General features: G+C 70.8%; 8 protein-coding genes. 2 read left to right on the top strand and 6 right to left on the bottom strand.

All coding sequences use genetic code 11. The annotated features are described in order from the left end of the window. Together VF665_RS10735 and VF665_RS10740 are read right to left on the bottom strand one after the other, a co-directional pair. Nucleotides 1-3,479: ABC transporter permease/M1 family aminopeptidase (locus tag VF665_RS10735; RefSeq protein WP_331053425.1), on the bottom strand; the 3,479-nt coding region annotated here is incomplete at its 3' end. A gap of 11 nt (nt 3,480-3,490) precedes the next feature. Next, nucleotides 3,491-4,369: an ABC transporter ATP-binding protein gene (locus VF665_RS10740; protein ID WP_331053426.1), complete on the bottom strand. Its 879-nt coding sequence runs from the start codon at nt 4,367-4,369 to the stop codon at nt 3,491-3,493. A 264-nt stretch (nt 4,370-4,633) separates the two neighbouring features. Here VF665_RS10740 and VF665_RS10745 point away from each other — a divergent pair, with 264 nt between their 5' ends. Together VF665_RS10745 and VF665_RS10750 are read left to right on the top strand one after the other, a co-directional pair. Next, the gene (locus VF665_RS10745) at nt 4,634-5,614 is read left to right on the top strand and encodes a sensor histidine kinase (protein ID WP_331053427.1); all 981 of its coding nucleotides are present in this window, start codon (nt 4,634-4,636) and stop codon (nt 5,612-5,614) included. Next, nucleotides 5,611-6,348, top strand: a complete 738-nt coding sequence (locus VF665_RS10750; protein ID WP_331053428.1) for a LytTR family DNA-binding domain-containing protein — start codon at nt 5,611-5,613, stop codon at nt 6,346-6,348. Before VF665_RS10745 ends, VF665_RS10750 begins: the two co-directional genes overlap by 4 nt. Nucleotides 6,349-7,255: 907 nt before the next feature. Here VF665_RS10750 and VF665_RS10755 read toward each other — a convergent pair. The 4 genes from VF665_RS10755 to VF665_RS10770 all read right to left on the bottom strand — a co-directional run bounded on the left by VF665_RS10755 (nt 7,256) and on the right by VF665_RS10770 (nt 14,746). Further along, a complete protein-coding gene (locus tag VF665_RS10755; RefSeq protein ID WP_331053429.1) occupies nt 7,256-7,483 on the bottom strand; it encodes a hypothetical protein in 228 nt (75 codons plus the stop codon). 366 nt (nt 7,484-7,849) lie between these two features. Continuing rightward, nucleotides 7,850-8,704, bottom strand: coding sequence for an oxygenase MpaB family protein (locus VF665_RS10760; protein WP_331053430.1), 855 nt, complete (start codon nt 8,702-8,704; stop codon nt 7,850-7,852). Further along, entirely contained in the window at nt 8,701-12,372 is a 3,672-nt protein-coding gene (locus tag VF665_RS10765) for a hypothetical protein (RefSeq protein ID WP_331053431.1), read from the bottom strand. The genes VF665_RS10760 and VF665_RS10765 overlap by 4 nt, the downstream gene beginning before the upstream one ends. A gap of 322 nt (nt 12,373-12,694) precedes the next feature. After that, a complete protein-coding gene (locus tag VF665_RS10770) occupies nt 12,695-14,746 on the bottom strand; it encodes a serine hydrolase (protein WP_331053432.1) in 2,052 nt (683 codons plus the stop codon). Between the last annotated feature and the right edge of the window lie 361 nt (nt 14,747-15,107).

Genomic DNA, 15,107 nt, shown 5'->3' on the forward strand with positions numbered 1-15,107 from the left:
TGCCGGCCGGAGCGGATGGGGTGGCGCTCCATCCGGATCACGTTGCGGGCGGCGAACGAGTCGCGGCCGGGCTCGGCGGTGAACAGGCCGATCTCGATGCGCTCGTTCAGCGGCGTCTCCGCCTCCACGCCCCTGCCGTCCACGTAGAATTTCCGCGCCTCCACCGGCACCGTGACATCCCACCGGCCGTCCGCCCGGCGCACGGCGGTGGGCTCCATCGCCTCCAGGTGGTAGATGGTCACGCGCTCGAACAGGTCGGTGATCAGCGCCTGCTTCTCCGGCGTGTCCGCCTCCGCCCGCAGCGCGTCGACCAGGTCCATGGACCGGGGATAGGGCGCGCCCTGGAACCGGTAGCGGGCCAGCAGGCTGCGCAGCGCCCGGTTGACCGCCTCCTCCCCCAGCCGCTTCTGCAGCAGGAACATCACCACGGCGCCCTTGCGGTAGGTGATGTGGTTCTGCCCGTCCACGCGCACCAGCGGAGGCTCCGCGTATCCCAGGTAGCGGCGGCCTCCCAGGTAGGCGTCCAGCTGGTACTGCAGGGCGCGCCGCACGCCGTCCTCGCCGTACATCCGCTGGGCCACCACCAGGGCGGAATACTGCGCGAGCGTTTCGGACAGCACTTCCCTGCCCTCCATGTCCGCGCCGGCCAGCTGGTGCCCCCAGTACTGGTGCGCCAGCTCGTGCGCCGTCATGAAGGTGACGTAGTCGATGGTCTCCGGCTCGTCGTAGTCGGAGATGAAGCCCACCGTTTCCGAGTACGGAACGGTGCCCGCGAACGCCTGGGCGAAGTCCGCGTATCCCGGAAACTCCACGATGCGCGCGTGGTCGAACGGGTACGGGCCAAAGTGGGCGCGGTAGTAGTCCAGCGACGCCGCCATGGCGTCCAGCATGCGCTCCACGTTCCACGCGTGCGCGGGGTGATGGTAGACGACCAGGTCCACCCCCGCGTGCCGGCGGTGCCGCTCCGCGTAGCGCGCGGACTGGATGGAGAAGCGCGGATGCACGGGCGCGCCGGAGACGAACCGCGCGATGCGGCGGCCACCCCGCACCACGTCCGACACCTTGTTGCCCGGCGCCACCGGCGTCTGGTCCGCCGAGGTGGACAGGGTGATGTCGGAGGTGGCCCACGCCCGCCCGCCGCCGGGGGCCATCGTCGCGGCGGCGTCCTCCAGCTTCGGCGTCCGGGGCACCTCCGGCAGGCCGTGTTTGCGCCGCGCCTCCGGATCCTGCAGCGTCCCGGCGCGCCCCGCGCCCACCAGCGGCATGAGCTGGCTTTCGTTCAGAAAGGTGCCGTTCTCCACCAGCTTGGTGTTCGGCGCACCGTTGCGAAAGCCGCGCACCTGCATGCGCGTCTCGAAGGCCACCTCCCGCTCCTCCCCCGGCGCCATCGGCCGGTCCAGGCGGTAGATGCGGTACGCGTATCGAGCGTCGTCCACCCGCAGCCGCGCGCCGGAGACCGTGGCCCGGACGAGCTCCATGTCCTCGCCGAAGGTGCGCAGGTGGATCTCGGAGATCGGCGTCCGCGTCCCGTTCCGCACCCGGTAGCGCCCCCTGGAAACGGCTCGCCGCTCGCGCGGATACAGCGCGACGTCCAGCGTCAGGGCCGTGATCTCCGGCTGCGGCAGCTCCAGGGAGCGCGCGTACTTCTTCTCGAACGCGGCCATCTCGGCCTCCTGCGCCGCCTCCGTCTGGTATCCGTTCAGGACGTTGGCGTTGTAGAAGGCGTACGCCCCGCTGGTGGTGAACACCGCCAGCGCCGCGGCCGCCACCCACCCCGGCGCGCCGCCCAGCCGCTGCCCCGCGGACGCGAGCCGCGGCCGCAGCCGGGCCTCGGTGCCGCGCCGCCACAGCACGTGCGCCGCCACCAGCAGCAGGACGGCGAACGCGCCCCAGTACAGCCGGAACGTCCACGGGCCCTTCCAGAATCCGCCGGCGCCGTTCAGGTCGCTCAGCGGCATGCCGGGGGTGCCGCCGTACAGCAGCAGGTTGTGGTCAACCAGAGTGTTCATCTCCTGACCCACCATGAACAGCACCATGATCCCCCATCCCACTACCTTGTGCGGGCTGACGGCGTGGACGAACATGGCCAGCGCGGCCAGCAGCAGCACGTCCCACGTGACGGGAAGCACGTACCAGAGCAGGTACTTGCCCAGCTCCAGCTCCGTGAAGCCCATGGAAAGCTGCAGGATCACGGCGGACACCACCCCGGTGAGCAGAATGCCACACAGCACCACGCCCATCGCCGCCGTCTTGCTGGCGACGTACGTCCAGTTGGGGATGGGGGCCGCGTCCACCAGTTCGTGCATCCGCCGGTCGCGCTCGCGCCACACCAGCTCGCCGGCGTAGTAGATGGCCACGATGAGCGGCAGCGCGAACAGCCCGTCCGCGACGTCCGGGATGAGCGAGAGCGTAGTGGGATAGGTGGGCCGCCCGTCCGGGTCGCGCTGCAGGGTGAGGGAGATGAAGGTGGTGAACAGCCCCCACGCCATCAGCACGGGAAAGGCGGGGCTCACGATCACCTGCCGCGCCTCGAACCGGGTCCGCATCCACAGCATGGCGCGCAGCGCGGCACCGCCGGGCCGGGGCGACGGCAGGGCCGCGGCCGCACGGAAGGCGGGCGCGGCCGAGACGAGCGCCGCCTGCTGCATCCCTTTCAGCTTGTTGCGCTCGCGGCGCGACAATCCGCGGTCCGCGAAGCGGTACAGCCCGCAGGCCAGCGCCAGGCAGAGGAGAGCGATTCCGGTCCAGAGCAGCCGGTTGTACAGCAGCGTCCCGGAGAACTCGGGGAGCATCACGTTCCGCTCGGCGATGGTCCAGTACCGCGTCGCGTCGCGGATGGCGCGGGCGCCGAACGGGTCCGCGAGGGCCACCGCCGACGCCAGCCGCGGCCGGCCGGCAAAGGCGCCCTCCATCAGGAAGTGGACGCAGACCAGCCCGATCACCCCCAGGTACGTCGCCATCATGGAGCGCGTGAGGGTCGCCAGCGCAAAGAACAGGGCGGAGTGGAGCAGAATGTTGGGCAGGGCGATCAGAAAAAAGCCGAACAGGTGGTCCGACAGCCGGTTGGGCCCCAGCCGCGCCGCGTCGGCCCACGGCATCAGCGTGGCGAGCCAGATGCCGAGCGGCACCAGGCACAGGCACAGCGTGGCGACGGCCAACGCGCCCAGGTAGCGGCCCATCAGGTACTCCGTCCGCCCGATGCGCGTGGACCGCACGATGGGGCCGAACCCCGTCTCGTCGTCGCGGATCACCGCGTTGGCCACGAACGAGGTGGTGACGAACATGAAGAAGATGGAAAGCACCGTGTAGTTGCGCACCGTGGCGTACGCCGCGTTGTGCAGCAGGCCGCCCTCGGAGCCCAGCTCCACCCCCGTGCTGATGGAAACGAAGAGCAGCGCGAACACCGCCGCGGCGGACACCCACAGCACCGGGTTGCGCAGCAGGTAGCGGATCTCGAAACGCGCGATTTGGAGGAGCATCGGCGGGCCTCTCAGGCGGCGCGGCGCGACTGCGCCAGCGTGGAGAAGTAGACGTCCTGCAGCCCCGCGTCCACCGGCGCGAAGCCGTTGCCGGGATCGCCGTCCGCGAGCACGTGAATGACGGTGCGCCCCGCGAACAGGCGCGTGGAAAGCACCTCGTACCGCTCGCGGCAGGCGGGGAGCTCGGCGCGCTCCACCGTCTTCATCCAGATCCGGCCGCGGGTGGAGTGGATCAGCTCCAGCGGCGGCCCTTCCAGCTGCACCCGCCCGTCGGCCAGCACGGCCATCCGGTGGCACAGGTCCGACACGTCTTCCACGATGTGGGTCGAAAGGATCACCACCACGCTTTCGCCGATCTCCGCCAGCAGGTTCAGAAAGCGGTTGCGCTCCTCGGGGTCCAGCCCCGCCGTGGGCTCGTCCACGATGATCAGCTCCGGATTGCCGATCAGCGCCTGGGCGATGCCGAAGCGCTGCCGCATGCCGCCGGAAAAGCCGGCGAGCGCCTTCTTGCGCACGTCCCACAGGTTGGTCTGCTGCAGCAGCGTCTCCACCGTGGTGCGGCGGTCCGCGGGGGACCAGACGCCCTTGAGCACGGCCATGTGGTCCAGCATGTCGTAGGCGGATACGCGCGGGTACACGCCGAAGTCCTGCGGCAGGTAGCCCAGCGTGCGCCGCAGCTTTTCCGGCTCGCGGATCACGTCGATGTCCCCGAAGCGGATGGCGCCTTCCGTGGGCGTCTGCAGCGTGGCGATGGTGCGCATCAGGGTGGACTTGCCCGCGCCGTTGGGGCCCAGCAGGCCGTACATGCCGCGCGGGATGGAGAGGGTCACGCCGTCCAGGGCGCGGGTTCCATTAGCGTAGACGTGGGTGACGTCGGACAGGTTCAGCATCGGGGCACCAGGGGCGCGGTGGATGGGTGTGGATGGTCGTCGTCGCCGGCCGGCGGTCCGTTCGCCCCCCGGGGAGCGCGGGCCGCGCGGCGGTCGCTTCGCCGGGACCATCCTGCATCCGCCGACGGGGCGCGTACAGCGGGGGATCGCCCAACGGCAGATCGGGGCGGTTGAACGGGGCGCGTGGAGGTCGACCGCGGGCGGGGCGCACCGGTATCATCATGGCGAGCCCGCCGATGTCCTCCCTTGCCCGCGAGACGCTGCATGGACCAGAACCAGACGACCACCGCGCAGCCGCGCCGGGCCACGTGGCGGGAGGGGGAATTGGAGGCCGCCGTGGTGGGGATCAGCAGCGGGCTCGCCGTCGCGTTCCTGGTCTACGTGCTGCTGCGACGGGTGCCCTGGCCGCGGCCCTTCCGCTGGCGGTTCGCCCTGCTGCACCTGGTGGGCGCGCTCGCGGCATCCATGCTGTGGTACGTTCTGGCGGTCACGCTGAGCAGCCTGATTCCCGGGTACGTTCCCGGCGCGCAGGGGGCGCAGCGCGTGTTCATGTTCGTGTCGGCCGGCACGCTCTTCTACGCGATCGTCGCCGGCGTGGCGCACGCGGTGGAGGGGAGCGCCCGCGCCGCCCGGGCCGAGGCCGCGGCGGCCCGCACGCAGCTCGCGGCGCTGCGGGCGCAGATCCATCCGCACTTCCTGTTCAACGCGCTGCACACGGTGGTACAGCTCATTCCGGCGGATCCGGCGCGCGCCACGGAGGCGGCGGAGCTGGTGGCGGACCTGCTGCGCACCACGCTGGAGGAGCAGCGCGACGAGGTGACGCTGGAGGATGAGTGGCGCTTCGTGGAGCGCTACCTGGCCGTGGAGCGCATCCGCTTCGGCGACCGGCTCGCCGTGCGGGCGCACATGCCGGAGGCGCTGCTGGAGGAGCGCGTGCCCGCCTTTGCGCTGCAGACGCTGGTGGAAAACGCGGTGATCCACGGCGCCGCGCCGCGCGTGGCGCCCACGGAGATCGTGGTCACGGCGGCGGGGAGCGCGTCGGAGCTGACGCTGACGGTGCGGAACTCGGGGGACCGCGCGGCCTCGCCGGCCGCCGGGGCCGGCGCGGGCACGGGGCTGTCGCGGCTGCGGGAGCGGCTGGGGGTGCTGTACGGGAGCGCGGCGCGGCTGGTGTGCGGCCCGGAGCAGCAAGGCGGCTACACGGCGGTGCTCACCGTCCCGCGCGGCACGAGGAGGGATTCGTGAAGGTGACGGCGTTCGTGGCGGACGACGAGCCGGTGGCGCGCGCGGGGCTGCGCGCCATGCTGGGCGCGTTCGACTGGGTGCGCGTGGTGGGCGAGGCGGCGGACGGGGAGTCCGCCGTGGCGGGGATCGAGTCGCTGCGGCCGGAGCTGGTGTTTCTGGACGTGCAGATGCCGGGGCTGCTGGGCACGGACGTGCTGCGCCGGCTGGAGCGGCCGCCCTTCGTGATTTTTACCACGGCGTTCAGCGAGCACGCGGTGACGGCGTTTGAGCTGGGCGCGGTGGACTACCTGCTGAAGCCGTTCGGCGCGACGCGGCTGGCCGGCGCCATGGAGCGGGTGCGGACCGCGATCGGCGAGCCCGCCCCGGCGGACGCGCTGGAGCGGTTGAGCGGCGCGCTGGCGGGGGGGCCCATCACGCGGCTGTTCGTGCGCGTGGGCGGAACGCTGGTTCCCATTCCCGTGGAGCGCGTGTCGTGGTTCGAGGCCAGCGGCGACTACGTGACGGCGCACGCGGGGAACGCCAAGCACCTGCTGCACCTTTCGCTCAGCCGGCTGGAGGCGCGCCTGGACCCGCGGCGGTTCGTGCGCGTGCACCGCACCCACATTGTGAACCTGGACCAGGTTCGCGCCTTTCGCCGGGACGCGCGCGGCAACCTGGAAGCCGAACTGCTCGACGGCGCCCGCGTCCCCGTAAGCCGCGCCCGTGCGCAGGAGCTGCGCAGCCTGGGGCGGTAGGGCACGGACGTCCGGCGGCGGCACCGTCCGCCCTGCCGGTGTCCTGCGCCCACCCCGGCGCTGGGGCGTCATTCTGACGGTGCGTGCGCCGCGCTTTCTCCGGCACCGCGTCCATGCGCGACTGAAGAATCCCGGACCGAAGCATCCGCCGCACCGCGGGCCGGCGTGGCGTGCTCCAGCCTCTCCCGCGGCGCCCGCAGCGTCCGAGCGTGCCGCGCAACCGGGCGTGCATGGGACGCGGTGGCGCGGGATTCTTCGGTCGGCGCCAGAGTCTGGCGTGGGGGACGGTGCGGCGCAGCGCCTCGCTCAGAATGACACTCGAAGTCCGAGCCGGGCGGGAGATCCCGGTGCGGCTGATGTGACGAACCCGGTGCGCCTGATGCCAGTTCGCGCGGCCGGCGCGGTGCACGCCGCCCGCGCCGCCCCGCGGGGGGCACCATCGCCCCACCGGTGTCCTGCCGCGCACCTCGGCGCCGGGGCGTCATTCTGAAGGAGCGTGCGCCGCGCTCTCCCCGGCACCGCGTCCATGCGCGACTGAAGAATCCCGGACCGAGACGTCCGCCGCGCCGCAGACCGGCGCGGCGTGCTCCAGCCTCTCCCGCCGCACCCGCAGCGTCCGAGCGTGCCGCGCAACCGGGCGTGCATGGGAAGCGGTGGCGCGGGATTCTTCGGTCGGCGCCAAAGTCCGGGGTGGCGGACGGCGGCGGCGCGGCGCCTCGCTCAGAATGACACTCGAAGTCCGAGCCGGGCGGGAGATCCCGGTGCGGCTGATGTGACGAACCGGTGCGGCATGTGACGAACCCGGTGCGCCTGATGCCAGTGCGCGCGGCCAGCTCGGCCGGGCCGCGCGCCGCCTCGCCGGCACCTTCGCCCTGCCGGTGTCCTGCCGCCCACCTCGGCGCTGATCTCAGTTGCCACACAGGCCCGGACGCCAGGAGCCGGAGGAGGGGGCCGGGCAGAACAGGTCGTACAGCAGCGCGCCGCCGCCGAGGAGGATGAACCCGGCCGCGGCGCCGACCGCCGCGTCCTTTTGCGGAGGGTTGGGCACCTTGTCGACCCGTAGCTGGCCCCGGACAAGAAACGCCACGGCGCCGGCACCCGCGCCCACGATCCCCAGCTTCAGCCACTTGGGCATGCCGCCACGGCCTTGGAGTGTGTCCAACTGCTGTCCGGGGCGGAGCGGCGCCCCCGGGGGATTCTGCAGCCGCGGATCCGTGCGGGTGTACCGGCTCGGCGAGGGCGGCGGCTGCACGGGACTGGAGCCGGATGCGGTGGATAGCGCGTGAGCCGCGGACGTGCTAGCCGCCGACGCACCCGGCCCGGAAGGTTGCTGCGCCCGCGCGGCGGTGGAGATGCTTGCGAGCAGGACGATCAGCAGCGCTGCCGGCAACTTGAACATCAGAACTCCGCGAGCGGGGGCGGGAGGCGGTCAGATTCCTGGCTCCATCCTCAACAGACCGCCACACCCGCTCGCCCGCAACCATCGTGGAGCGAGCACGGGTCACGCACGCGCCGATCTGCGGGCGTCCACACCGACGGGCGCGGGGTGATCCAGCGCGCGCGCGGCGGCGAGGTACTGCGGCGGCATGAGCAGACGCTGGATCAGGGAGCGCAGCCCCGCTCGGGCCAGCACGGGATACAGGCGCAGCAGCGGAAGCAGCCACGCGGCGCGGTTCATCCCCAGCAGGTCGCGGACGTGATCCGGTACCAGGATGGACTGGATGCGCAGCAGGATGTGGTACCGCCAGCCGCCGAGGTGCTTGCGATACTGATCGTACAGCGCGCCGGTGCCCTCGGCGCGCACCAGGTCGCGATGCAGGTGAAGCTCGCGGTCCACTTTCCACTCCGCGTACGTCTCCGGGAGGTCGGGAATCCCCAGGCCCTCGCCGACGCGGCGGAAGACGTCGTACAGCTCCTCCCGCTCGTTCGCGGCCAGCGGACGGACGAGCAGTTCGTGCGCGCGTTCGGAGTAGTCGATGAGCATGTAGAGCACGTCGCGGTGCGCCCAGTCCGGAATGCGCTCCCCGCGCTGGTGCTCCACCGCCTCGTGCACCATGCGGATGCGCGCCAGCGTGCGCGTCGCGGTCGCCGCGTCCGCGAAGACGATCTGCTGCGAGTAGCCGGCCGTGGAGAACAGCCGGCCGATGGGGTCCGCGGGGAGCTTGCCGGTAAAGAACAGCCAGTCCACCGCGCGGTTCAGCGCGAACTCCGCCGCGGAGCCGGCGAACACGAGCAGCACCATGTCTCCATCGCCCCAGATCCTCCGCACGATGGAGCCGGGGTTCACGAAGTCGGTGGTCTGATTTCGATTCGTGCGCTTCGCGACCGTCGTGGTCCTCTCGTCCGCAATCATCATCGTGGCGTGCCTTTCTTTGTGGCGGACGGAGAGCCGGATGAGGGCACGCTCACGATACGCGCTCGCCTCACGTTGTCGTCCCCGTCCTTGTCCTCCCAGTCCAGCAGGTGGTGCGGGTCGATCCCGGCGCCGATGGGCTCGCGCGGCACGGTGACGGTGATGGTCTGCCGGCCGGAGCGGAGGCGGTGCCTGCGCAGGTACAGGGGCGCGCTCAGCCGGTCCTGCCCCTCCGGCACGCGGGCGAAGACGCCGACCTCCACCCACTCGCTCACGGGCACCTCGGTTTCCACGCCCGCGCTGTCCGCCACGACCTTGCGCGCGGTGACGTCCATGCTGACCTGCCACGCGCCGGCCGCGGTGCGCCGCGCCGTGACCCGCTCCGCCGCGAAGCTCCAGAACGTGTTGACCTCGAACAGGTCGTGCAGCAGAGGCCGCAGCGAATCCGGCGTCACCGCCCGCAGTTCGTCGTACAGGTCCAGCGTGGTGGCCAGCGGAGGCTCGCCCGAGCGGTGCTTTTCGTTCAGGCGGCGCAGCGCCGTGTTCACCCGCTCCGTGCCCATGGACTCGCTGAGCGCAAAGAGCGCGAACGGGCCGCGGCGGTACGACATGTACGGATCCAGCCCGCGCAGCAGCGGCTCGCCGCGGCGAATGGGCGGATACATGGACGGCTGCCGCATCCAGCTCAAAAACCGCCGCAGCTGCGCCTCGCCGTACCGCTCGCGCAGCACCTGGAATCCGTAATACCACGCCAAGCTTTCGCTCATCACGGGCGCGCCCTCCACAAAGGCGTACGGCAGCGTCCACTGGTGCGCCATCTCGTGCAGTACGATGGCGGATGGATGATCAAAGCTCCCGGCCCCCGCATCCGCGCCCCACGAATCGAACCCGCCCGCGTACGAGATCATCCCGGCGTCCGCGTGCATCCCCGTGCCCTCGCCGGGACGCTCCACAAACGTCAGGTAGTCGCGCGGATAGGGGCCGAAGTGGCGGGTGTAGTAGTCCAGTGAGGCCGTGGTGGCGCGCAGGATCCGCTGCAGGTTGCGCGTGTGCCGCGGATCGTGGAACAGCTGGATGGTCACGCGCTGCGTCGACCCAGGCGCGGGGTTCGTCCACGTCACCCGGTGCACAGCGTACCGCGCGGAAAAGAAGCCGTGCTCGCCGCTTACGCCGCCGTCCGCAGCGTAGTGAAAGAAGCGCCGCCCGCCCTGCATCCACGTTCGCCGCAGCGCGCCGGGCGCCACGGCGGTCTGGTCCGCGTCGGTGCTCACGACAGCGTCGAACGCAACGCGGTCCGCGCGCCGCATCCGCTGCTTGGTATCGTACAGCGAGGGAACGACGGGGCGCTCGGGGAGCCCGTGGGCGCGGCGGTCCGCGGCGCTGACCAGCTCGCGGGACGGCTGATATCCGATGTCCGGAAACCAGCCGCCGACCGTGAACCAGCTTCCGTTTTCCACCACGGCGTCGTCCGCGCCGCGGTTGCGGAAGCCGCGCGGCTCCACGTGCATCGCGAAGTCCATCCGCAGCGAGTCGCCGGGCTGCAGCGGAGCCGCGAGCGCGTAGATGCGGTGCCCGCGATCCCGGTCATCCACGGCGAGCGAGGCCGGCCGGTCGAACGCCATGGCACGAGGCTGCACGCCGGGGATGGAGACGTGGATGCTGTCGATGGCGACGCGGTCGCGGTTGACCATGTGGTACGTGCCACGGATCTCCATCGTCCGCCGACGCGGATGGAAGTCCACGCGGAACCGCGTCGCCGCGAGCCGTGGCTGCTGCGCATCTTCGTAGCGCTTGTACCGCTGCTCGTACTCCGCGCGCAGTGTCGTAACGGCGGATGACGAGCGGTACGGATTGCGGACGTTGGTGTTGTAGAAGACGAACCCGCCGAACGCGACGCTCAGCACGGCGGCGACGAGGGCGGCGCGCGCCGTGGCACCGGCGAGGCGGCGGCGCGCCAGCCGGAGCCGCATGCGGGGGCCGCCTTCCCTGCCCCGCGCCCAGAGCAGCCGCGCCACCACGGCGAGCAGCAGCGCCCACGCGGCCCAGTACAGCTTGAAGCAGAGCCACGGCCCCAGCGACGGGCCGAATCCGCTCATCTCCGAATACGTCCAGCCCGGGCCCGCGCCGTAGATGAGCAGGTTGTGCTCGATGCCGAACATGGGCGCCAGCGCGATGACCACGCAGGCGATGATGGCGGCCAAGTGCCCGACGTACTTCTGGTTCACCACGCCGTGAATCACCAGGGCGAACATCGCGAAGAGCAGGTATTCCGGAAGCTGCAGCCCGAACATCGCCTTCAGGTACAGCCCCACGTCCACCCGCGCGCCGCCCAGCATGCCCTGCGCGGCCATCCCCGCCGCCGTCAGCAGCGCCTGGAACGCGGTGAGGAGAAGGCCCAGGCCCAGGAACTTGCCCAGCATCGGCACCCATTCCGAGACCGGCGCCGCGTCCGCGATCTCGCCCATCCCGGCATCCCGTTCCCGCCACACGAGTTCGCCCGCGAAGTAGACGAGCAGAAGCGGGATCATGATCCAGCGGCTCATCTCCGACGCCAGCGGGCCGGTAAGTTCCTTGATCACGCGCGCCGTCGTGGGCACCAGCGGCACGCCGCCCGTGGTCATCTGGTCGATGACGACCGGCACCGACATCAGGGGGATGGCGACGAGCAGCGCGAGACCCGCCCAGCTCTTCGCCATGGTCCGGAACGAGTCCGTGGCGATGGAGAGCGTCTGCCGCGCCGCCGTGCGGAACCCGAACATCCGCGGCCCGTCGCGGACGACGATGGGCTTGTCCGCCGCGGTGAGGCCGGCAACGACGGGCGGCTCGGCCTCGCGTGGGCGTGCCCGGCGCCGCAGCCGCGTGCCCTCCACCCGGTGCGCGAAACGGAAGCGTAGCCACGCGGTCGACATCGCGCCGAAGCCGATGCCGAGCCAGAGGATGCGGTTGGTGAGAACGACACCCTCCAGCCCCACAAGGCGCACGTTCTTTTCCGTCGTGGTCCACAGGTGCGAGAGCGCGTCCACGATGAACACGACGCCGATGGGGTCCAGCAGCCGCGCGACGTCCTGCCGCCCCTGGTTGATGAGAAAGATGCCGACCACGTAGCTCATGCAGAACAGCAGCATGCTCCCCAGGTAGCTCGCCATGGGGCGCCCCGTCCGCAGGGCGAGCGCAAACTGCACGGCGGTGGCGGCAAAGGCGGTGGGGAGCGCGATGTAGGCGAGGGCGGTCAGGTAGGCGGCGGGGCGAAACGGGCCCATCAGTTCGGGCGCGATGCCCGGCGATTGCACGGCCAGCAGAATGCCCGCCTGCACCCCCATCATCATCAGCGCGTTGATTGCGAACGCGGCGACGAAGCGGCCGCCCAGGTACTGCGCCCTGCTCACCGGTGCCGTGTAGATGAGGGGATGCATGCGCGCCGCCACGTCACGAGCCGCCGCTTCGCCCGCCACCACGGGGCCGAGCAGAAGCCAGATCAGGCTCACCATCACCGTCGTCTTGGCGACCGCGAACGGCGAGTTGACGAAGAACTCTTCGTACAGCGCTTCGGCCAGCGAGGCGTCCCGCGCCCACAGAACGGAGAAGGCGAACAGGACGGCGAAGATCAGCCAGGGCCAGGGACGGCGGAGCTGGTAGGCGAACTCGAACCGGAGGATCTCCCGGAATTTCATGGCGGATGTGCGAGCCTGGAAGCGGATGGCCGTCCGAAGTGCGAAGTACTTTCGATTGCAAAGGGTCGGGCGGCAAGCAGGCGGCGGGGTGGGCCGACGCTTTGACTGACAACTGCGAGAGGTACAGAGGAACAGAGAACTGCCAGAGGAACAGAGGAGCCATGTGCTGTCCTCTGTTCCTCTGGTCCTTTTCTCTGTTCCTCTGTACTCCCACGCTGTTTCAGTTCCAGATCACATCATGGGCGATGATGAATGGTACCGCCTCTACCCGCGGCAGGCTCCACACTGCGAAGACGGTCGCCCTCCATACTGAATTCCGCGGTCAGCGCACGCGGGGAACGGTGCGCTCCTGGCCGTTCTGGCGCATCACCAGCCCGGTCGCCCGGCCGTCCGCCCCGAGCGTGAACGTCAGCGTCATGGCGCTGCCCGCGGCGGAAAACGTGGCTCCCGACACGTGCGTCAGAGCCCGCTTCTCGCGGTCGCCCGGCTGACCGTACAACCGCCCGTTCTCCAAGGAGATGACGAGGATGCGCCCCGGAGCGACCTCGTAATCCCCTGTCAGCCCCTCCAGCCGAGGCGCCTGAGCGGTGGTCGACGCAGGAGCGCCACCCGTAGGCGGCGTCGCCGACAAGACCGCGGAAGCGGACAGGGCCGGCGCGCCGGATGCGGGCAGATCGCCCACGCGCGTGAACACCAAGTTCTTCGCGACCGGATTGCCGTACGTGAAGCCGGTCACGCTGCCGTCCGCGTCGCGGGTGAAGCGCACCACCATCATGCTGCGCATGTACGTGTCGCGATCCGCCGCGCTGATCTCGATGGCCCGCTCCGGCGTGCGCGCGGACCGCAGGACCAGCCCGTTCGTGCGAGGCACGATCTCGTACACCGCATCCAGGTCCTCGCTGCGGTAGCGGCCCTCGAACGCCTTGGATTCCGCGGCGCTCGGCGACCAGGCCTGCGCGCGCCGGTACCGCGTCGTTCGCCCCTCCATGGACGTCAGTTCAAAGCCGTCCCGCGACGGAAAGTGGAGCTGGAACTCGTCCTGGGACCGAAAGAACAGGCTGGCGCGCGCCGGGCGGAAGCGGTCCGGCGACACGGCGACGAGCGGGCCGGCGCCCGCGATCCCCAGCCGTCCGTTGACGACGATGAGCCGCACCGGATCACCCGTGCGCTCCTCGAAATACAGCCCCGCGAGGCGGTTGAGGTCCGCCTCCGCGACAGCCACCGCCCCGGCGGCCGGCGCAGGCGCGGCGCCCACGGCCGAATCGGCGGGCAGATACGCATTGATCACCTGGTGCGCGAGGTCCGTCGCGCTGACCGGGTCGAAGTTGCACAGCACGGCGACGGACAGGCCGTGTTCGGTCAGGCGGCCCAGCCAGGTGCTGAACCCCGCCGCGCCCCCGGAATGCGACACCAGCCGCGCGCCGGGATACTCGTTCACCATCAGCCCCCGTGCATAGGTCAGGGTGCGGCCGTTGGCCAGCCGCGCCGGCTCCTGCAGCCTGGCGGTGACCGCCGCGCCCAGCCGCCCGGCCGTCAGCGCATCGTTCCAGATCAGCAGGTCGCCCGCGGTGCTGATGATGGCGCCGCCGCCGCGCCGGCTGCCCAGCCGCATGAACGGCTTCCACGACGCGCCGTCCTTCTGGTATCCCAGCGCGTGGTCTCCCTCGCTCTGCAGGATGTCGGGCACGTAGGCGCTGTGCCGCATCCCCAGGGGCTCGAACAGGCGGCGGCGCGCGAAGTCGGAAAACGGCATTCCGCTCACCCGCGCCACGATTTCCTTGAGCAGCACGTAGCCGCTGTTGCTGTACGCCCACTCCTCGCCCGGCGCAAAGTTGAGCCCGCGCTGGCGCAGGATGAGCTCCAGAACGTCCGGATCGCCGTCCGCCATGGGCTGCAGGCCGGTCCAGTCGCGCAGGCCGCTGGTGTGGGTGAGCAGGTGGTCGATGGTGATCTTTCGCCCGTAGTCCGGCAGTTCAGGCATGTAGCTGCGCACGTCGTCAGACAACGAGAGCCGCCCGTCTTCCGCCAGCAGCAGCACCGCCGCCGCCACGAACTGCTTCTGCGTGGAGCCGATGTCGAACACGGTGTTCGGGCCCAGCGGGGTGCGGTGCTCCACGTCCGCGAGGCCGTACGTGCGGTTCACCACGGTCCTGCCCCGCTCCGATACGCCGACCGCGCACCCCGGCGTTTCCGCCGTGGCGAAGCTGAAGATCCGGTCGATCTCCGCCGTCACGTCCCGCGCGCCGGCGGCGGCGACGCGCTCCTGCCCCGCCGCGGGCTGCGCCGCGAGCGCGACGAGGGCGAGCGTTCCGCACCATCCGGCGCGCCGCGCGCCCCGCTGCAACCCCGGCCTGAAAGAAAGAAACGACGTCATTGCTGGGAACTCCCGCTGCATCAGGTGATCGGTACCGCGTCCGCTTGCGAAGTACTTTGCACAATAAAGAACATTGTACGCTCGCGCAAGGCGGGGGAGTCGCGATCAGCGTTCGTGGTTCCAACCACCGGCGGACAACGCGAGCGATGCTTGTTCGGCGTGGGGGCAGAGGGCGGCGCGCGTCTGCGGCCGTGGCCCTCACCCCGCGTGCTCCGCACGACGACCCTCTGATAAGAAACAACCGGGTTCGGCGCCTCAGGCGGCGGTCCTCAGTTGGACGGCGTAGCCCATGCGCTCCAGCCTGCGTACAAGATTGACGACCGTTTTCCCGGAGTCGCGCTTTTGGAAGTGTTCGGCCCCG

Source organism: Longimicrobium sp. (assembly GCF_036387355.1).
Taxonomy (GTDB): Bacteria; Gemmatimonadota; Gemmatimonadetes; order Longimicrobiales; family Longimicrobiaceae; genus Longimicrobium.